The organism is Nocardia sp. NPDC004860, from assembly GCF_040609015.1.
Taxonomy (GTDB): domain Bacteria; phylum Actinomycetota; class Actinomycetes; order Mycobacteriales; family Mycobacteriaceae; genus Nocardia.
Genome location: NZ_JBEXJI010000031.1, coordinates 51,198 through 70,153 on the forward strand (window position 1 = coordinate 51,198; position 18,956 = coordinate 70,153).

Consider the following 18,956-nt stretch of genomic DNA (forward strand, 5'->3'; position numbering starts at 1 on the left):
CATTGCTTCCGGGCCGCTGCTACCGAACCCTGATCACGCCTGATCCAGGAAATCCGTGTGGCGCATCGAACTCCTGGCGGGTCGTTGTCTTGGTGTCGATAGGTCAGCTCTGTTGCGGAGTGAGTGATCGTGCCAGCTGTTCCAACATCGGGTTCAGGCGCGGTCCGAGTGTGGCGATGCCCATTGCGGCGGTGACCCCGGCCCAGGCGAGCGGGCCGAGCGGCGTGCAGCCGAAGAACTGGCTGACCAGCGGTGTCTCGATCAGGGCGGCCAAAACAGTGGCCGAGCCGATGACCGTGATCAGGACGAGCGGACTGCGTCGTCGTCCGGTCGCGGTCTGGATGAGCTGAGCACCGACGACCCCGCACAGTGCCATCGTGCTGGTTCGACGCGCAGAGCCCGGGGTGAGGGTGCCGATCAGCCAGGCCGTCGTGGCGGCGAGCGTCGTGGTGATCCCGCGGCGGCGGATCTGACGGGTCAAGGGGTCGCCGAGTTCCGCGATGCCGACGCGGCCGCTGTCGACGGTGACTTCGTCCTGGTCTGTCTCATCTCTCGGGGTGACCGAGAGCGCCATCGCCGGGAACATGTCGGTCAGCAGGTTGACCAGCAGAATCTGGCGGGTGGACAGCGGCGACGCGCCGGAGAGCAGTGTGCCGAGCACGGAGAAGCCGATCTCGCCGGCATTGCCGCCGATCAGCACACTGATCGCGTCCGCGACGCTGCGCCACAGCGCCCGCCCTTCGGCGACGGCATCGACCAGCACGGTCAGCTCATCGCTGGTGATCACCAGGTCGGCCGCGTTCCGCGCCGCCGCAGAGCCGTGGACGGCGACGCCGATACCGATGTCGGCGGTGCGGATGGCGGCGGCGTCGTTGGCGCCGTCGCCGACCATGGCCACCACGCGCCCGGCTTCCCGGAGTCCCTCGATCACGTGGAGCTTCTGCTCGGGTGCGACGCGGGCCACCACGTCGCTGTTTCGCAGCAGTCGCGCCCGGCCGGTCCGGTCCTGGGCAGCCAGCTCGTCGCCGGTGACCACCGTGACATCGTCTGGCCAGCCGAGCTGGACCGCGACCGCGCGGGCGGTCTGCGGATGGTCGCCGGTCAGCATGACGGGCCGGATGCCTGCCTGGCGCAGATCGGTCACCAGCGGTGCGGAGCTGCGGCGCGGGGTGTCGGCCAGGGCGAGGAAGCCCAGCAGGTCCAGGTCGGCCAGTGGTTGTGCGAGCACATCGGCGGCCTCGTTGCCGCGCGCCAGCCGTCGGCCGGCCACGGCCAGCACTCGCAGGCCGCTGCTGGCCAGGGACTGCGCTTTCGTGTCGTCGGCAGTGTCTTCACAGGCGGGCAGGATGACTTCCGGCGCGCCTTTCGCCAGCAGCATCCGGGCGCCCGTCACATCGACCGCGACGGCGGCGGCGTATCCGCGGCTGGCTTCGAAGGGCTGGACCTCCACGGGCGTCCAAGGTGATCCGGGCGGGGTCGCAGCGAGGATCGCCTCGTCGGTGGCGTGGGCGTGGATGCCCGCCTCGTGGTCGGGGGTGCGGCAGGACAGCGCGGCGGCGTGGAGCAGCATGGCCGCGTCGGTGGAGTCGGCTGGGTGCTCGATCCCGTCCGGGGTGGCCAGGCGTACCACGTGCAGGCGGTTCTCGGTGAGCGTGCCGGTCTTGTCGAAACAGATGGTGTCCATCCGGCCGAGCGCCTCCAGCGCGCGCGGGGTGCGGACCAGGATGCCGATACGGCTGAGGCGTCGGGCCGCGGCCAGTTGCGCGACGGTCGCGACCAGCGGCAGGCCCTCCGGGACGGCAGCCACCGCGACTGCCAGCCCGCCCCGGACGGCTTCGCGAATCGGCCGACCGCGCAGCAGCGACAAGCCGGTCACGGCTGCACCGCCGAGCAGGGTGAACGGAAGTACGGCGCTGGTCAGCTTGTGCAGGCGGGCCTGCACGCCGGGTGCCGGCGGGGTGCGGGAAGCCAGATGCTCGGCCCGGCCGGTCTCGGTCTGATCGCCGATTCCCACCACGACGGCGCGGCCGTGGCCGGCGACCACCGTGGTGCCCTGGTACGTCATGCAGTGGCGGTCGGCTACCGGTACCTGGGGTGTGGCGTCCACCTGCTTGGGGGTCGGCAGCGACTCCCCGGTCAGCGAGGACTCGTCGACCTCCAGATCGTCGGCCGCCAGCAGTCGGGCATCGGCCGGTACCACGTCGCCGGTGTAGAGCTCGATCACCTCACCGGGGGTCAGCTTTTCCGCTTCGATCGTGCGGGTTTCGCCCTGGCCGAAGTCAGCCACTCTGCGGGCCTTCCGACGCTGCTCCCGCTTCAGCCCGGACAGCGCCCGCTCGGCCCGGAACCGCTGCACCCCGCCGATCAGGGCGGTTACCCCCAAAGCGCCGAGCACCATCAGCGCGTCCACGGTGGACCCCAACAGTGCCGAGGCAGTCGCGCCGACCAGGAGCAACGGCGTGAGCGGATCGTGCAGTTCAGAGCGGATCGCGCTGATCAGGCCGATGGTCAGGCGCGCCGGGGTGAACACGGGCAGGCGCGCGACCCGGCGGACGAAATTGCGTGCCTCAACCAGCGCGGCAGGCTCAGTGGCACGCACGACTCGCAACCGTGCCAGCGCCTCCTGGGGCTGCAGAGAGTGCCACGGGATCCGCGGCGGCGGATGTGGTGCGCGGTCGGTACTGACCTGGACCGCGGCGCGCCAGCCCGAGACGAGAGCGGCGGCGGCCGCCGCATTCACCGGAGAGAGCCGAACACCGAGCGGGAAGGTGAGGCGTTTGGAACGGGCTCCCCGGGTCACCACCATGAGCCCGGCGAGCGCCGCGCCCGCCTCGGCGAAGATCCTGGCGTGGTTCGCGACTCTGCGCGCGGCGGGGATCGCCGCCAGAATCCGCCACGCCCCGGTGAGGCCGTGCAGCAACAGCACGTCCGCACCCCACACCACCGCGCTGCGCTCGTCGGTGAGCGAGACGGCGATGTCACTGCGCATCAGGCCTGCCAGCACATCGGCGCCCTCCGGACCCAGTTGCCGCTGCGTCCCGGTCTCGCCGGCGGGAACGTGAGCGACCGTCAGAACGACCCGTCCACTGCCCTGCAGCTCCCGCACCACGTCGGCCAACGGCCGTCCGGCGCCCACGAGTTCGTCGGCCAGCGCACCGAAGTCACCGAGCGTGCCGTCGTCCTGAACCACGACGTACAGCCCGGCCCGGCGGGCCGCGTCCAGCGCGGCCTCGGCCAGCGGGTCGATCTCCCAGCCGACGAGGACGGAGCCGATGTCTCTGCCGCGATCGGACGCAATCATCAAACCGGTCTCGGCGAACCGGCCCTGGTCGGGTACCGGCCGCAAGTCGAGTTCCCCACCCGCCTGCAACGCCGCCGTCGCGGCCTGCCACAACGTGTCGTGTTCCCAGTCGGGAACGTTCGTGTTCACATCGAGCACCGTCCGCCGGGTGCTTCGCAGAGCCTCCGGGTGCAGCACCACGGTGTCGACCAGCTCCAGTTGTCTCAGCCGGTCGAGATTGCGCACCAGGACGCCTTCCCGGGCCAGCTCGGTGTACACGGTGGCGGCGAAGACCGCCGGGCCGTAACGGGCAGCCTTCGGGTTCCCGGCCAGCAGCGCCTCCGCCGCCTCCTGCACATCTCGGGTGACCAGCAATGCTGCGGCCGCGCCGGATGCGGTTCCGGTGACCGCCTGCTCCCGGAACCATTCGCCCGGATACCGACGCAGCGCCGGGCGGGCAGCCTGCTGGTCGGCAAGGCTCAATCGCTCCGGCGCGCAGAGCGTGTCGTGCGCAGCGTCGAAGGCCGCCGCCCTGGCGACGGCCTCGGCCAACTGGCTCGCCCGCAGCGCGGCATCGAGTGCCAGAGCGGTGGGCGACTGCCCTATGGCTTGCACTGCGGCATTGGCCGCGGCCAACAGCAGATCGGTCGCCGACCGTCCCAGCCGGCGCCGCAGCATCCTCCGTATGCGCGGATCCTCGCGCAATAGCGTCACCCCGGCTGTGATCAGAGGCGGCGCACTCCGCAGCCGCACCGTCCGGGCGGCCAGCGCCGCGGTGACACCCACGGCGTCGCAGGCCAAGGCGAGCGTCCCGGAGCGGACGCCTCCGGTGTGACCGGGGTGGACGGCTTCGAGAACATCCTCGTCCGGACGTTCCAGCTTCTGCCCGGCCGCCAGCTCGGTCGCGCGATCCACCACCTGCTCGGTGACCGCGTCCTGCGTCATCTGCACGACCAGCCGGGCCAGCCCGCCATCCCAGTACGCGGCGAGGACGTCCGGACGTTTGGCCAGGGCGGTCGCCACCCGTCTGGCCGCCGTCTCCATGCTCCGCACCGTGGCCCCCGCGGCGGGCCGCAACGGCAGCTGCACCCGCGATCCGGCCCGCCAGTACCCCCGACTCGGCGTCGCCGCATTCACACCGACCCGGCCGACACGTACAGCGGTCGCGGAGACCGCCGCCTCTGCACGCACAGCCGTGCGCACACCAACATTCACCGCATTAGCGGCCACCCGGATCGGGGCACCAGCTGTCGGAAGAACCCGGCGAAACACTCCGGCCGGCGCCGCCAGCGCGAGGTCGAACCCCATCTCGGGCAGCCTGGTCAGCAGACCTGGGACCATCGCTCACCTCGCCGAGCCGCTAGCCGATTGTGGTCGAGGCCGACCGTGCGGAGGTCCGTCGCCAGGTTGACGGGTTTGGTCTCCGCCCTCCACCGTGGTCTTCTCTGCCACGGCTTTTTCGATGCTTGCCCCAACGTCGCCGAAGAGGACGGTTGCCTTTCCTCGCTCATGAACCAGTCACCTCACAGCCGAGGCGTACCCGCCATCTCCACGACGAAACTGGATCCGGATCGATTCACCGCGGGCCGGTTGGACGCCGACCTGCGCCGGGTCGCGCGGTGTCGGGTCTTGTCCCGAGACGCCACCTGCAAAATCCACCGCCGCATCAGCTGAGGAACTCAAACGCCCAGGGATGTCCGATGTTCAGCGGAGCACCTGCCAGTCGCAGCGCAGGCTGGGTGACGGACGCTGGTCGGCCACTCGGGGCGGGGCATGCCGTGCCAGCTGGACATCGCGATTCCGCCCCGGCACAGACCGGCGGCCGTGGCGACGGCTTCGTCTCTGAGCAGTGGTTTGCCGATGGCCGCCCAGTCCCGCGCGCACGTGCATCGTGCTCGGCGGCTGGTGTATCGGCCCGCAGACATTTCTGATCCACCCGGCCTGAGCAGCAATCGGACCGTCATGGCAGCTACCGCCGTTTCGCACGCGGGCTATGAGTAGCCGGTCAGCTTCTTGTAGCGCAGGAATTCCTCGAAGGAGACCTGCCCATCCGCCCAGACCCGGTCTTGCTGAATTTGGCGCTCGATGACCTCCCGCACTTCCTGGTCCTGGGCCATACCCCACTGGATGGCTTCATCGAAGGTGATGAAACCGTTGTGGTCCGTATCGATCTCGTGGAACTCCCGCCGGGTGGCGATGATCTGCTGCTGGTCCATCCCCGTCTCCTCTGCCGGTTGGTTCAGCGACGCCTTCGTTCGTCATCGATCCAGCGCATAAGCGTACGCAAATAATTTGCTGGGACGCCCAGATTGGCTGGGAATCGAAACGAACAGAACCGCTGGGCTCGACGGCACCATGCGGCGACACCGTTGTGGCACAACGGTTCTGGCACTTCCTTGCCGGCGTAGGCGGCGGCCACCGAGAATGCGTGGATCGCGAAGTTCGTCGTACCGAGTCCTGCTCATGTAGGTGTGGGTGGCTCGGCGGCAGGGTGCATGACGGCGTGCCACCACGATTCGAGCCGACTCGGCTCCGGCCAGCGCACCACCGGCACATCGTCATCGGAACCGCTGGTGATGGTGGGTGCGGTCGTATGCCGCTTTCCTGGCCGGCGAACGAGCCTGTCACCGCGTGGTTCGCGTGGGGTTGCTGTCATGGCGCACCTCCGAAATCCCTTGCCCGACGCCCGGTCTCACCGGGGCGGGCTGGATTCTCAACTCGCGGCGGCGGTGTACGCCGAGGTCGACCCGCGCGCGAGCAATGCCACGAACGCCCAAGGGCAATGCCGAGGGGTCTGCGCCACCACAGAGGGGCCGACGTGCGCCAGAGTAGGCGTTCAAAGCCAACGGCAGGCTAGGTTCGAGCCGGCCGATGATCCCCCGATGAGGGGTGAAGCTGGGCGGCCCGGACGCTGTGGGATGGGCGTCCGTGCCTGGGCCCGGACGATGGCCGCGTGCGCCGCGGCCGGTCTCGCCTTCAGTGTGAAACACCATCGCCGACAACACCATCCGCTACCTACTGCGGATGCTCCGCCTGGTTACACCCGATGATCAGGATTGGTGAGTCCGGTTGGCTGCCGTGCGCAAGGGCGTAGCGGGTGGCTTGCGGGGGTACTATTGATTCGGGTTCATAAAAAAGCCTGGTCACTCGCGGCTGTGCAGGGCGCTGACCGCGAACGGCTTTTAGCCTGCGCGCCCCGAAACCAGGTGATGGTGATGAATCACCAAACCGAACCTGTCCTCATGACCACCTCGGCCACGACCACTCTCGACAACACCCACGTCTGCACCGTCTGCGGCGAGATCGACGTGCTGACCGCCCCCACGTTCCAGCAGGCGCTGTGCGACAGTGTCGACATCGCCGAATCGACCCGCGTCGACATGAGGGCGGTGACGTTCTTCGGCGTGGCCGGCATCTGCGCCCTGCTCGCAGCCCGCGACTTCGCCGACCGGCGGCACTGCGCGATATGCATCCAGGGCTCCTACTGCGTCACACGGATACTCGAAGCAGTAGGACTGGCAACAGAATTCGGTATCCGCGAAGAATGCCAACCGGCCGATGCCCGACAACGATGATCGCCGGTCACCGCCCGTTCGACCATATACCGGGCCTTGCACGAACGGCCCGCCCGCGCGGTTGGACATCCCGGCCGCGAGCCAGCGATTGACGGGCCCCTCAGCGGGTAGCCGACCGATGTCGGTGTTCATTCGGCCCCAAGCCGAAAACACCCGATATAGCGTGTTGCCCGCCCGCCCTGTCCGGACCTGCGCGCTCGACGCACACGCCGGGGGCGGGCAACACCCACCGACAATCAATTCGCGGGGTTTCCGCGCTCCCCGGTCGTTCGGAAAACGGAAAACGATCATCTGACGAATCCGAACACCTTCTCGGCCTCGCCTTTCTGACTTCCACAGCAACCCAGTGGCGGTTGGCCACCGGAAGCATGCGGCCGGTGAAGTGACCGTTCGACGGCTGGCGGCGTCATCGCGTCGAGGACGAGGAATCTCGTCCCGACACGGGTGACTTCGGCGATGGCCCGGTACGCGAGGCCGGGCGGGAGGTGATGCAGGGATGCCGCTGATACGACCAGGTCAATATCGGGTGAGGACTGAGTCATATCCCTCCGCCTCGTGCCGATACGAAGAGCTGCCCGCCGGACCGGGGAATTTCAGAATTTGTCCGGGAACTGGGTGATGATGCCCTGGCTGAGGACATCGGCGACATCCATCATGTGCGCCTTGGCCACGCCGAACTTGGCGGTCGCGTCGCTGTAGTTGCCGCCGATGACGTCGACGCCCGAGCAGTTCGTCGCGGCGCTCACCGACTTCAGGCCCGGCCGCTGGCAGTTGTCCGGCCACAGCGACGGCACGACCTGACGGTGCACGATCAAGGAAACAGTCAGGCCGGCGTCACAGAAGGATCGCACGGGAGTGGGGCTGTGCATCGAGCGTCCCGGGACGAGCCAAGCTCCGCCGAGCACGAAGCGGTAGGGCCTTCCAGGCTGAGGTGGAGGGACCGCCAGGCCAGCCGAATAATCGAGCCGACCCTCCCCGGATCCGGGTACGGCGCCACGAGGGCGCGCGGTCGGTCTATGCGCGACGTCGCGCGATGGCTACGCGCGGTGCTGGACCCATCGTCTGATCGAGCCGATCGTCTACCCTATCTGCGGTGTTGCGGTAGCCGGGTCGGCCAGTGCGTCGACCAGGGGTGCCAGTCGTTGCAGTTCTTCCAGGTGGGTGGCGGTGAGCCGGGCCAGGGTTTGGCTGCCCGTTTCGGTCAGTGCCAGGCGCACGACGCGGCGGTCCTTGCCTTCTGCCCGGTTGCGGGCGACGAGGCCGAGTTGCTCGGCGCGATCGGTCAGTTGCACCACGCTGTGGTGACGCGCACTCAGATATTCCGCGATTTCTCCGATGCTGGGCCCGGCCGGGTCGCCATGACCCCGGATCGCCAGCAGCAGTTGGTGCTGTGCGGCGGTGAGTCCGGCATCGGCTGCCCGCTGCTCACTCCAGCGCAGGAACCGGCGCAGTCCGGCGCGGAACGCCAGCAACCTCGAGTAGTCCTGGTCGGTGAGGTGTTCCGGAGACGACATGGACTCTTGTGTCATAAGACGATATTATCATGACGTGATACAAGGGGTTCGGTGGTGATCGCAACCCAAACCGCTGTCCGTGACGATTGCGACCGCTCCGGCTCGAGGTGTCCTTCGATTCGGCATTCAGTCGGAAAGTTGGTGGAAGACATGACCAGTGAGGCCATGAACATGAGCCTGCACCCCGATATCGTGGCGTTGCGGGCCAAGCACGACAAATACGAGCTCGCCGCGGAGGCGCCGGTTGCCCAGCTGGTCACGGGCCTGTTGTTCCTGACCGGCCTCTACCTCGCGATCTCTCCGTGGGTCGTCGGATTCAACCGGTTCCCCACCTTGACCGGCAACGACCTGATACTCGGAATCGCCCTGGCGGTGCTGGCTTTCGGGTCCTCCTCGGCGCACGGCCGGATGCACACCCTGACCTGGGTCGCTCCGCTGATCGGGCTGTGGACGATCATCGCTCCCTGGGTGATCAGCGGCGACGTCGCCCATACCGCGACCATCTGGAGCAACGTGGTGACCGGCACGATCGCCCTGGTACTCGGCCTGGGCTCGATGGCGCTGACGACGATGCCCCGGACCAGATAACCCGGACCGAATAACCGGAGGGTACGGCGCTCGCCGCAGCATCCCGCCGGTCTGAGAGGTGAGCGCATGTTCCTGTGGGAAGCGTGCGCCCACGATGATCACATCGGTGTCCGTCCGGGGATGACCGCCTTCGTCGACATCTTCGGCGTGGCCAGCGCCATTGGATGTCACGGGGACGCGATCCAGTCATCCTGCGAGCGTGTCAATGTCGGGTCATCCGTCTGGTGAGGGTGGTGGTCGTCCCCAGGAGGGGATATCGACCATTGTTCGGCAATCCGTGTTGCGGCGCCGTCACCGCAACACAGGATGGAATGCGGTCGAATCGAGCGTTCTTCCCGTGAGGAGGAAGCCAGCTACCAACAGTGACCAGCGATGTTCGGGTTCTACGACTCCGGTTATCTACTCGCCCGGCTGATCTTCGAGCGGCTGCTGGGCCTGGTATACCTGATCGCGTTCTTGTCGACCTTCACCCAATTCCGTGCCCTGTGCGGTGAACGAGGTCTGTTGCCGACGCCGCGGTATCTTCGTTTCGCCGGTTTTCGGGCAGCACCCAGTGTCTTCTGCTTCCACTACAGTGACCGTTTCGCCCGCGGGCTGGCGGCGCTGGGCGCGGTGGGCTCAGCCGGAGTCGTCCTCGGTGTGGCCGATGTCGTGCCGCTGCCGGTGGCGATGATGGTGTGGATGGCGCTGTGGGCGCTGTACTTGTCGTTCGTCAATGCCGGGCAGGCGTTCTACGGCTTCGTCTGGGAGATGCTGTTGCTCGAGGCCGGCTTTCTGACGGCCTTCCTGGGGAATGCGGCAACGGCCCCACCGATCGCGGTGGTGTTGCTGATGCGTTGGCTGCTGGTCCGGCTCGAAGTGGGAGCGGGCCTGATCAAGCTCCGCAACGATCCGGCGTGGCGTGACTTCACCGCACTGTGCTACCACCACGAGACCCAGCCGCTGCCGAACCGGTTCAGCTGGTACTTCCATCATCTGCCTACACCGATTCATCGCCTGGAGGCGCTGGGAAACCATGTCGCGCAGCTGATCGTGCCGTTCGGGCTGCTGTTCCCGCAGCCGATCGCCACGGTATCGGCCGCGATCATCATCGCGACGCAGCTGTGGCTGATGGTCAGCGGGAATTTCGCGTGGCTGAACCTGCTCGCGATCGCACTGGCCACCCTCGCGCTCGACGGCCGCCTGCTCGCGGCGGCACTACCGGTCCGGTTGCCGCACCCCGTGCCCGGTCCGGGGTGGTTCACGATCATGGTGACGATCCTGACGCTGGTCATGGTGGTTCTGAGCTGGGCGCCGGTGCGCAATATGGCCTCCCGGCACCAGATGATGAACGCCGCGTTCAACCGGCTGTACCTGGGCAACACCTACGGGCTGTTCGGTCGCATCACTCGTCACCGGTTCGAACTGGTCATCGAGGGCACCGATGACGAACCGGGCCCGGAGGCGACATGGAGGGCCTATGAATTCAAAGCCAAACCCGGGACCGTGTCCCGCCGTCCACGGCAGGTCGCCCCCTATCACCTCCGGCTGGACTGGCTGATGTGGTTCGCGGCGATATCGCCGCGCCGCGCCCAAGCCTGGTTCGTGGCGCTGGTTGTCAAGCTGCTCCGCGGCGACGCGCCGACGCTGCGCCTGCTGGCGAGTAATCCGTTCCCGGGCCGTCCGCCGGAGTACGTGCGAGCCCTGCTCTACGTCTACCGCTTCACGACCAGGGACGAGCGCCGCGGCACCGGGGCCTGGTGGACCCGCCGCTACCTGGGCGAATACCTGCCTCCAGCCAGATTGTCCCCGACCACCGAAGCTCCCTCTGAACCCACCGACGGTGAGGGTTCCTCAACCGCGTGACGCGGGCTACGGGCGACCGCGGGCCAGTGGCCGGTCATACGAGAGCCCGGGCGCTCAGACGGGACGCGGCGCCGGCAACGGCCGGTGTACTGACTTCCGTTGTTGCTCAACCCTTCCGAGGGCACCTCGTAGCGGCGCACAGCGGCAGTGAACGTCTCCATGGACGCATGCGAAATGTCAAGCGTCTCAAAAGAACTGGCAAGGATGCCCAGAGACCTCGTAGCCGAACACTGATAGTTTCTCAAGTCGCCCACTTGTGGGCGGTGCATCACCAGGTCGGATGACGGGATTTTGACCGCTGGGTCCTATTCGGTTCGCGGGTGTAGTCGCGCGCTTGCCGCGTTTTGCGGCACCTGCCAGGCTGTGCAGATCTGGTCGAACTGGGCCCGCAGGGTTTCCGAGATCTGTCCGTGGGGTGTTTGCCTGATCAGTGTGGTGGCCAGGTGAACGAGTTCGCGTTCCAGCGGGGCCGGCAGCGCGCCCAGCAGGTCGCGATCTTGTTGCGCGGCGGTCTGTTCGGCGGGTGCGGTGTCGCGGCCGCGGCCTTGCAGGACGTCGGCGCGGGCCCGGGCGACGGTGAGCTGGGTGGGGTCCAATGCTTGTTCGATTGGTCCGGTCATGAGCGCTTCCCTCCTGCCGCTCGTGTGGGGTATCTCAGATTCCGGGGCTGTTGCTGTAAAACAGTTGGTCCTCGCGGTAGCCGCCTTGGCCCATGCCGATATCGGTGATGTCGTCGACGAATTCGATGGCTTTGATCCATTTGACCATCTTGTAGCCGAGCTGGTTTTCCAGTCGCAGCCGTAGCGGAGCTCCGTGTTCGATGGGGAGCGGCGCGCCGTTCATTTCCAGCGCGAGCAGGGCTTGTGGTCCTCTGGCGATGGTGATCGGAACGGCCTCGTAGAAGTAGCCATATCGCCCTCGACCCTCGGTGAGTGCCTTGTCATCCATCGCGTAGAACACGATGTGGGTCACCGATGTCGATGGCTGGACGAGGTCGATGAGTGCCGACAGCGGCACGCCGCCCCATTCGGCGATGCCGTTCCAGCCCTGGATGCAGTTGTGGTTGGTGATCTGGCGAGTCATGCCCAGCTGCGCCAATTCGGGCAACGACAGCGTCATCGGATGGTCGACCAGACCGCCCACGGGCAGTACATAGCCTCGGAATCCGTCGGCGGCCAGCCACTGATACGCCTGGTCGGTCGGCGGGTAGCCGTTGACGCGGTGGTATTCGGAGATGTCGCGTCGCCGGTAATGCTGGCGAGAGGGGCCCAGCAGCGTGAGCAGGTATTCGAAGCGGTGCACGAGCTTGCCCAGCAGACGCTGGGTGCGGCGGGGATTGATCCGGGAGTACACGGTGGCCGCCACGTGAACGATCACCACTGCCAGCAACGTCAGCGAGCCGACCACGGTCGCGAGAACCCGGTTCCCGTCCTCGGAGCCGAGGAAGATCTTGGCGAATTCGCCCGGAATACCGTGCACGACGACCATGAGCAGGTGCACGAAGACGAAGGCGGCCATCGCGCACAGCCCGAGGAAGTGGACGCTGCGCGCGCCCTGCTTTCCGCCGAACAGCCTTCCGTACCAAGGGAATCGGGCCAGCACCGTCGGTGACATCGCTGCTCCGGAGGCGATCTGCAGCGGTGCCAGCACGAAGATCACGCCGAAATAGGTGAGTTTCTGGGCGGCGTCGAAAGGTTGTCCGGGAAGCTGGGGCGCCAGCTGGAAATGCAGATACGTGCCGATATCCCGGATGGCCTGCGGCACGATGCTCCAGTGCGTGGGCACCAGATAGCTCCAATATCCGGAGACGAAGACCATCACCACGTAGACCGCACCGGTGAGAATCCAGAACTGCATCGTCAGGAAGTGCCAATGCCGCCCGAGACCCAAGTTCTTACGACCCGGTAGCGCGATAATCGGATGCCAGGACTCCTCTTCGTCCAACGACACCCATGGCCGACGCGAATCGGCGCCGAAGTTCGTGCGGGACAGCCGAAGCCATTCCCGGCCCGGCGGACAGCCGTCGCTCCAGTACAGCTTGGGCATCGACGACAGTACCTCGACGCCCGAGCGCATGAGCAAGGTGACGAACAGGATGTTCAGTCCATGGGTGATGACCACGAACAGCGGATAGTGCGGAATCTGCTCCATACACCGCTCCCTTCCGACCACTCTTCAGGGTTAGAACCGCTGGTCATATATGCGCGCGTGGGAGCCGCGAATCCGGACCAGGGCCGAGGCACTGAGGCCGGTCGGCCGACGTCGAGGCGTGTTTGCTGTCCCCTTCCAAGACCGGCAAGGCCGCAGTAACGCAATCGCTATCGGGACCACTCGTCCAAGTAGACGATTCCGAGGACGTCTGCGACCGCTGGACCTCCACCGGTTCCCCCGTTGCCGCCGCAGTTCCCGCCGTTATCGCCGCAGTTCCCGCCGTTATTGTCGCAGTTCCCGCCGCTCCCGCCGGTCCCGCCACAAGTTCCGCCGTTGTCGCCGCAGCCATCACCGTTGCAGCCATGGGGCGGGACCGGCGGAGGCGGCGGCGGCACGGGCGCGATGGAATTACTACCCCACCCCGAAGGCCGATCGACCTGCACGACACCGGGCACCAGGGGCGGCGCGGCCACAGCCGGAACCGCCGCCATCACCGGAGTCGCTACCGCCACCGCCGCCAGCGCGGCCTTGGCCGTGATACGCCGGTAAAACTCGCGGGTCATCATCATTGCCCTTCCGTTCAGCGAACGATCGATGCACCGAACGACTTCGTCACTTCGCATATCTCCTGTTCAGGCCCTGCGCCGGTGCGACCCGTCAAATGCCGAAAAGTCATCCTCCATGAGCTTCGAGCCATATCGGCGCCGCGAGCAGCACGCAGCCCGATTGCCGTGAAAGATATTCACCGCGTACCCGAATCACTGATCTTGAACCGCCACCCAGGCTGGTCGGCTGCGAGGGCTGGAAGCCTGTTTGATCCACGGCGGCTTCTGCTCGGCGGTGCGCGGCCGTTGCTTCGACGAATGATCTCCAACCCGCCGTATGTGCCGTGCGCGACGAGTGGTCCGCCGCGCGTAGCCGGAAATGCCACGCCGCACCGAACAACTACCCGGCGCTTCGAATGCCGCGCTCTGCTCGGTGTATCAGGCGAGCCACTGCGGCATCGATCATGGTCCGCTGCCCGGTAGCGGACTCGCTGCGCTGGGCTTTGCGCATCGCGGCGGCAACGGTTGCGCCGTGTTCGAAGGCGTGGACGACACGAGGGTCGACGTATGACTCACGTGCGACCGCGGCGGTGTTGCCGAGCACCTGCGAGACATCGGTCATCACTCGTCTGACGACAGCTCGCCGCGCACGAGCCGATTCGGGGCATTCGCAGGTGACGAAATCGACCGCTGCGAGGACGGTCGCCTGCCAAGTGCGCAGGTCCTTGACGCTGAATTCCGGACCTGTCAGTTCCCGGAATCGGACGTTGATGTCCTCGGCCCGGATCGGGCGGAAACCGCCGACCTCGCGGCACACGAGGAGACGAGCGGCCGGGGCGGAGCTACGCCTTAAGCCCTGAATGGCTTTGGCGAGCAACATATCTTCGATGGTTGCCTGCCGCTGGGCACCGCCTTTCGCGGGAAATGCGAAGCTGATCTGCTCGCCGGAGACCTGGACGTGATCGCGCAGCAGGGTCGCGACGCCATAGGTGCCGTTCGTGTCGGCGTATTCCTCGTTCCCGACGCGGAAGGCACCGGAGTCGAGCAGCGCGATCGCCACCGCGAGTACACGATGCTCGGAGAATCCCCGCTGTGCGAGATCGGCACGGACGGCGTCGCGCATGCGCGGTAGGTGGCCGGCCAGGTCGAGGACCCGGTCGAACTTCTCTTCGTCGCGTTCTGTGCGCCACTGGTCGTGGTAGAGGTATTGGCGACGTCCGGCACTGTCGCGGCCTGTGGCCTGAATGTGTCCGTTGGGATGCGGACAGATCCAGACCCTCCGCCACGCCGGTGGAATGGCCAGCGCCCGGATTCGTTCCAAGGTCGAGCCGTCGATGACGGGCTTTCCCTGGGCGGTGGTGTAGGAGAATCCACGTCCGCAGCGTCGTCTGACGATTCCCGGTGCGTGAATATCACTGCGTCGCAACCGCATTGCTGATCCTCGGGGCGGGCGTGCGATCGACCGGGTCGGATGCGCCTATGCCGGAGGTGAATTCGTGAATCCGTAGTGGTCCGCCCGCGGTTCGCGACAGTGGCGGAGTGTCGATGTCGGCGGCGGTGCGTATTCCGTCGAGCACTTCGAGCAATGCTTCTACGGAGCTGTAGCGGGGGCTCCATCCCAGCACGTCGTGGGCACGAGTGGCGTCCATGACGGGTAGCCGCAGGAAGGCATCCACGAGTTGGGGCTGGACCGGTATGAGGCGCAGATGCCAGGCCGTGGCCGCCGCGGTCCGCAAAAGCTGGGCCGGCATGCGGATCTTCCGGGCATCGAGCAGTTCCGCGAGGCCCTGGGAGTCGAGAACGGGGTCGGCGGCGAGGTTGAACGGGCCAGAGACGTCTCGGGAGACGGCGAGCCGATACGCCTCGGCCACGTCGGTGGCGTGCACGGCCTGCAGCAGGAGTTCCGGTGTGTCGGGAACGACCGGGATCAGTCCGGGACGCATCAACTTGTTCGGCAGCAGCGGACCCGCGAAGAGGCGTCGTTGCTCGCTGGCGGCGCCACGCTGGAAGATGAATGCCGGTCGCATGCGCACTACCCGGCAGCGTGGATTGGTGCTCACGAACTCGTCGAGCATCCGTTCGGCGTAGGCCTTCTCCCGGGTGTAGCCGGCCTCCGGCCAGCCGTCGGTCGGCCAGTCCTCGGATACCGGTCGCTCATCGCGCCGTGGCGAGTACGCGCCGACCGACGAGGCGTAGATCAGGGCCGGAACCTCGGCCGCTGCAACGGCATCGAGGATTCGCGACATTCCGGTGATATTGGAACGCCAGGTCTCGGCCGCCCGTCGCATCGGCTGGATCGACCACGCCAGATGAACGACCGCGTCCGCGCCACGGAACAGCGGCACCAGGTCGTGGACACGGATGTCGACTCCGGCCCAGTCCGTCTTCTCGATTCGAAGATGTGGTTGCCTGCGTGCCAATCCCGAGATGGAGGCCACGGCGGGGTCGGCCGAGAGGGCTTGGACCACCGAGATCCCGACATTGCCGGTTGCGCCGACCACGACGACGTGCATGGGGGACTCCTCTCCGTGGTGATCTTCGTTCCGTTCGTGCCATACCCGGTCTTTCCGCGATCACACGGCCATGCGGTGAAGACCCGATCATGCGGGATAGACGAGTGGATGTGTCGCCAGGTTTGCGAATTCGCGGTTCTCCGGGCCGATTCTGGCCGAGGTGACAGACATTGGGCCTGATGCCGCGCTGGCAGAGATCCGGTTCGGTCGCGTGCTCGGGAACCGATTGCGGCAGGGCAACTCGGGTAGGCGAGGGATGTGGGCGGCGACAGGACCGCCCGCAATATGAGTCGAAGGAGGAATCGCGATGCCAGATCCCAATAATCCCGGTCAGTTCGGCAACCGCCCCGATACCGAGCAGCAAGCGAGCAAGGGTGGCAGAGCCAGCAGCGGCAGTTTCGGTGAAGCCAATGCCGCCGACCCCCGTGAGGCCGGTCGAATGGGCGCGCAGGCCCGGTCAGCCGCGGAATCGGAGGAGGGCCACATGTCGACTGAGCAGGGCGATGTCATCACGCTGCTGGAGGGACAGCACACACAGATCAAGGATCTGTTGCGGCGGGTGGAGACGGCCTCGGGGGAGGCCAAGCGGCAGCCTTTCGAGGATCTGGTGCGGTTGCTGGCCGTGCACGAGAGCGCTGAGGAACAGGTCGTGCATCCGGCGTCGCGGCGCGCCGAGGTCGCCGGGGAGGTCATCGATGATCGGCTCCATGAGGAGGATGAGGCCAAGCACGTGCTGGCCGAACTCTATGAGCTCGGTGTCACCCATGACCAGTTCGCGGGCAAGTTCCGCGACTTCGCCGGGGCGGTGATCGAGCACGCCGAGATGGAGGAGAAGGAGGAATTCGATCAGTTGCGCAGGAGTCTCTCCGAGCGCGACAGCGCGCGTCTGGCGACCGCGGTGCGGGTCGCCGAGGCCGTTGCGCCGACTCGTCCGCATCCGCAGGCGGGGGAGTCCGCGACAGCCAACGTGGTGTTCGGGCCGCCGTTGGCATTGTTCGATCGGATTCGTGATGCCGTGCGTGATTGGCGGACTAAATCCGAGGGATGACCGATATCGGCAGGGAATCGGACACCCGACCTCCGCTGATCGGTCGGGTTTGGTCGGTGTTCGAGGGCCAGCTTGCTCTGGTGGTTGGCCCCGTCCGCCGCACAGTGCTGGGAAGACTGCCGGGAACAGGCCGATCCGTCCAGCGAAGCGACCAACCTGAACAGCGTTGACGCACTGACCGTTTGAGCCCGCCATCGTTTTCCGAACATGTGAGAGGTCCTGCGGACTTCGGGGAAGAACCACCCCGTGAAGATCATAAAGAGTTGTGCCACAACGTGCTCGGCGCCGGCTGCTCGTCCGCCCAAGGCGACTTGATCGGCATGACCAGCCTCGGCGCCGTGGGCACCGCTCCGGACGGCATCAGCGGCGACGGCGCGAGCGGGTGGGAGGTGGACATTTCCATCGCGGGTACGGCCCCGGACGGGCAAGTGGTCACCGGTCCGGTGGAACCGGCCTCGAACGATCGTGGTGCTCCGCCGCCGGGAACGGTGGTACTCGCGACCGGTATCAACCCCCCCGCCGGGCTGCGGCGCCGACATGGTTGCCTACATCCATGACCCCGGCGGCGGGCTGGTTTTCTCGGCAGGTTCGGTCAGCTTCGGCGGCAGCCTGCTCAACGATGCAGCGCTGCAACAGATCCTGCGCAATGTCCTTGATGAAGGCCTGGGAAGGGGTTGAAGACGGCCACTGATAACGAAGTTGGTCGTTAGATCACCACGTCCGGCGTTGCGCCGCAGCGGGGCCGGACATCCACCCGAATCCGGGATACCTAGGCCCATGGAATTCGGGGCTCTCAGGTGCGCGGAATCCGGCAGATGTTTTGAAATGGAGATGATTAACTCTTCGGCAGCGGGTCGAGAGATTCGGCCGCACGCTCGATCGAAGGGTTCCTGCATGCGCACTCTCATTGCGGCAGTTGGCATTGCCACGGCATTGACCGTCGGAGCCGGACAGGCGGTGGCCGCGCCGCTCCCCGTCCTCGACGCACCAGCGACCCCGGTCGCGCAGACCGGCTCCTCCACGGGGTCGGCCGGGATGGACTCGGCCCTGCAGTTCATCGGCAATCTCCTCGCGTGCATCCTCCCGCCTTCTCCTGGTTGCCATGCGGGAGGACATGAGTCCGAAATCTCGTAGCGCCGCTGGCCGGGCCATCGTCTTCCGAACGCCTCGGTTCGGCTCGCCGCGTCCGCACGTCGGGCTCGAGCCCCCGGAAGCGCTGCCCAAGAAACGGGGGGCGCTCAATCCCGTTTAAAACAAATATATTTCACATATCTTCGGCCCGTGAACACCGAGAACCCCACGGTCCGGCCCGGACTGACAGCCCGCGCACCATTCCTGGACGTCAAGGCGCTGTCCCGCAAAGGACTCAGCACCATCGCCGTAGCGGCCGCCGCAGCAGCCGCGCTCATTACGGGAGCAGCCCCCGCATCGGCCGACATCGTCTCCGTCCAGGCGTTTACCCGCACCGACAGCGGGTTCCAGGGGGCATACATCACTGTGGAAGCGACGACCTCGACTCCGGTGACGATTGTGGTCAACGGAGTCACGCTGGGGGGCAGCCCATTTGCGCTGAAACCAACCAACGGCGCCAATTACGTCGTCACCGTCGAACTCAGCCTGGCAGCCGGCGACCAGCACATCGTCGCCTCGCAGAAGAATGCCGATGGCACGACCAGCCAGCAGTCCACCGACTTCAGGTCCAACGGCACCACCGGAAGCTCCGTCATCCCGAACCCGATCGAAACGATCCTGAACGGCTTTCAGACCGGCAGCACCGGCGGCCGCGTGGTGTCGTTCGGCGTGCAGTAGCTAGGTGATGGCCTCGCGGCCGAATCGTCCGGATTCTGGCGCGCGGCCCGCCGGACCTGTGTCGCCGCGGCACCGTCCATGGCCGCCC

General features: G+C 66.7%; 14 protein-coding genes and 1 pseudogene. 6 read left to right on the plus strand and 9 right to left on the minus strand.

Annotated features, from left to right (window positions below):
• Window positions 1–103: 103 nt before the first annotated feature.
• Window positions 104–4,369, minus strand: a complete 4,266-nt coding sequence (locus tag ABZV44_RS37205) for a cation-translocating P-type ATPase (RefSeq protein ID WP_354847254.1) — start codon at window positions 4,367–4,369, stop codon at window positions 104–106.
• Between the two features lie 902 nt (window positions 4,370–5,271).
• On the minus strand, window positions 5,272–5,496 hold the full coding sequence (locus tag ABZV44_RS37210; RefSeq protein WP_354847257.1) for an EF-hand domain-containing protein: 225 nt from the start codon (window positions 5,494–5,496) through the stop codon (window positions 5,272–5,274).
• 999 nt (window positions 5,497–6,495) lie between these two features.
• Here ABZV44_RS37210 and ABZV44_RS37215 point away from each other — a divergent pair.
• Complete coding sequence (locus ABZV44_RS37215; RefSeq protein ID WP_354847259.1) at window positions 6,496–6,855, plus strand: STAS domain-containing protein; 360 nt, start codon at window positions 6,496–6,498, stop codon at window positions 6,853–6,855.
• Between the two features lie 413 nt (window positions 6,856–7,268).
• Here ABZV44_RS37215 and ABZV44_RS37220 read toward each other — a convergent pair.
• The 3 genes and pseudogenes from ABZV44_RS37220 to ABZV44_RS37230 all read right to left on the minus strand — a co-directional run.
• Window positions 7,269–7,373, minus strand: a pseudogene (locus ABZV44_RS37220) (class I SAM-dependent methyltransferase); the annotation flags it as partial.
• Window positions 7,374–7,448: 75 nt separating this feature from the next.
• Window positions 7,449–7,649, minus strand: coding sequence for a hypothetical protein (locus ABZV44_RS37225; RefSeq protein ID WP_354847262.1), 201 nt, complete (start codon window positions 7,647–7,649; stop codon window positions 7,449–7,451).
• A gap of 285 nt (window positions 7,650–7,934) precedes the next feature.
• Window positions 7,935–8,384, minus strand: a complete 450-nt coding sequence (locus ABZV44_RS37230) for a MarR family transcriptional regulator (protein WP_354847265.1) — start codon at window positions 8,382–8,384, stop codon at window positions 7,935–7,937.
• A gap of 135 nt (window positions 8,385–8,519) precedes the next feature.
• Here ABZV44_RS37230 and ABZV44_RS37235 point away from each other — a divergent pair, with 135 nt between their 5' ends.
• Both ABZV44_RS37235 and ABZV44_RS37240 read left to right on the plus strand, forming a co-directional pair.
• Complete coding sequence (locus ABZV44_RS37235) at window positions 8,520–8,957, plus strand: SPW repeat protein (protein ID WP_354837520.1); 438 nt, start codon at window positions 8,520–8,522, stop codon at window positions 8,955–8,957.
• A gap of 372 nt (window positions 8,958–9,329) precedes the next feature.
• Window positions 9,330–10,802: a lipase maturation factor family protein gene (locus ABZV44_RS37240; protein WP_354847267.1), complete on the plus strand. Its 1,473-nt coding sequence runs from the start codon at window positions 9,330–9,332 to the stop codon at window positions 10,800–10,802.
• Between the two features lie 305 nt (window positions 10,803–11,107).
• On the opposite strand, the gene ABZV44_RS37245 is transcribed toward ABZV44_RS37240, so the two are convergent.
• The 4 genes from ABZV44_RS37245 to ABZV44_RS37260 form a co-directional block, all read right to left on the minus strand.
• Window positions 11,108–11,422, minus strand: coding sequence for a hypothetical protein (locus tag ABZV44_RS37245; RefSeq protein WP_354847270.1), 315 nt, complete (start codon window positions 11,420–11,422; stop codon window positions 11,108–11,110).
• Window positions 11,423–11,456: 34 nt separating this feature from the next.
• Entirely contained in the window at window positions 11,457–12,953 is a 1,497-nt protein-coding gene (locus ABZV44_RS37250; protein WP_354847272.1) for a molybdopterin-dependent oxidoreductase, read from the minus strand.
• 945 nt (window positions 12,954–13,898) lie between these two features.
• Window positions 13,899–14,930, minus strand: coding sequence for a DNA topoisomerase IB (locus ABZV44_RS37255; protein ID WP_354847274.1), 1,032 nt, complete (start codon window positions 14,928–14,930; stop codon window positions 13,899–13,901).
• Window positions 14,911–16,011 carry an NAD-dependent epimerase/dehydratase family protein gene (locus ABZV44_RS37260; protein WP_354847276.1) on the minus strand — a complete coding sequence of 367 codons (1,101 nt, stop codon included), beginning with the start codon at window positions 16,009–16,011 and terminating at the stop codon, window positions 14,911–14,913. Before ABZV44_RS37260 ends, ABZV44_RS37255 begins: the two co-directional genes overlap by 20 nt.
• 307 nt (window positions 16,012–16,318) lie before the next feature.
• Between ABZV44_RS37260 and ABZV44_RS37265 the strand changes: the two genes are divergently transcribed.
• The 3 genes from ABZV44_RS37265 (at window position 16,319) to ABZV44_RS37275 (ending at window position 18,868) form a co-directional block, all read left to right on the plus strand.
• The gene (locus tag ABZV44_RS37265) at window positions 16,319–17,059 is read left to right on the plus strand and encodes a hemerythrin domain-containing protein (RefSeq protein WP_354847279.1); all 741 of its coding nucleotides are present in this window, start codon (window positions 16,319–16,321) and stop codon (window positions 17,057–17,059) included.
• Window positions 17,060–17,596: 537 nt separating this feature from the next.
• Entirely contained in the window at window positions 17,597–17,737 is a 141-nt protein-coding gene (locus tag ABZV44_RS37270; RefSeq protein ID WP_354847281.1) for a hypothetical protein, read from the plus strand.
• Window positions 17,738–18,340: 603 nt separating this feature from the next.
• Window positions 18,341–18,868 carry a hypothetical protein gene (locus tag ABZV44_RS37275; RefSeq protein WP_354847283.1) on the plus strand — a complete coding sequence of 176 codons (528 nt, stop codon included), beginning with the start codon at window positions 18,341–18,343 and terminating at the stop codon, window positions 18,866–18,868.
• Window positions 18,869–18,956: the final 88 nt, after the last annotated feature.

Coding starts and splice junctions, on each gene's coding strand:
- ABZV44_RS37210 (WP_354847257.1), bottom strand. CDS start 5,496: ATGGACCAGCAGCAGATCATCGCCACCCGGCGGGAGTTCCACGAGATC.
- ABZV44_RS37215 (WP_354847259.1), top strand. CDS start 6,496: ATGAATCACCAAACCGAACCTGTCCTCATGACCACCTCGGCCACGACC.
- ABZV44_RS37230 (WP_354847265.1), bottom strand. CDS start 8,384: ATGACACAAGAGTCCATGTCGTCTCCGGAACACCTCACCGACCAGGAC.
- ABZV44_RS37235 (WP_354837520.1), top strand. CDS start 8,520: ATGACCAGTGAGGCCATGAACATGAGCCTGCACCCCGATATCGTGGCG.
- ABZV44_RS37240 (WP_354847267.1), top strand. CDS start 9,330: ATGTTCGGGTTCTACGACTCCGGTTATCTACTCGCCCGGCTGATCTTC.
- ABZV44_RS37245 (WP_354847270.1), bottom strand. CDS start 11,422: ATGACCGGACCAATCGAACAAGCATTGGACCCCACCCAGCTCACCGTC.
- ABZV44_RS37250 (WP_354847272.1), bottom strand. CDS start 12,953: ATGGAGCAGATTCCGCACTATCCGCTGTTCGTGGTCATCACCCATGGA.
- ABZV44_RS37255 (WP_354847274.1), bottom strand. CDS start 14,930: ATGCGGTTGCGACGCAGTGATATTCACGCACCGGGAATCGTCAGACGA.
- ABZV44_RS37260 (WP_354847276.1), bottom strand. CDS start 16,011: ATGCACGTCGTCGTGGTCGGCGCAACCGGCAATGTCGGGATCTCGGTG.
- ABZV44_RS37265 (WP_354847279.1), top strand. CDS start 16,319: ATGCCAGATCCCAATAATCCCGGTCAGTTCGGCAACCGCCCCGATACC.
- ABZV44_RS37270 (WP_354847281.1), top strand. CDS start 17,597: ATGGTTGCCTACATCCATGACCCCGGCGGCGGGCTGGTTTTCTCGGCA.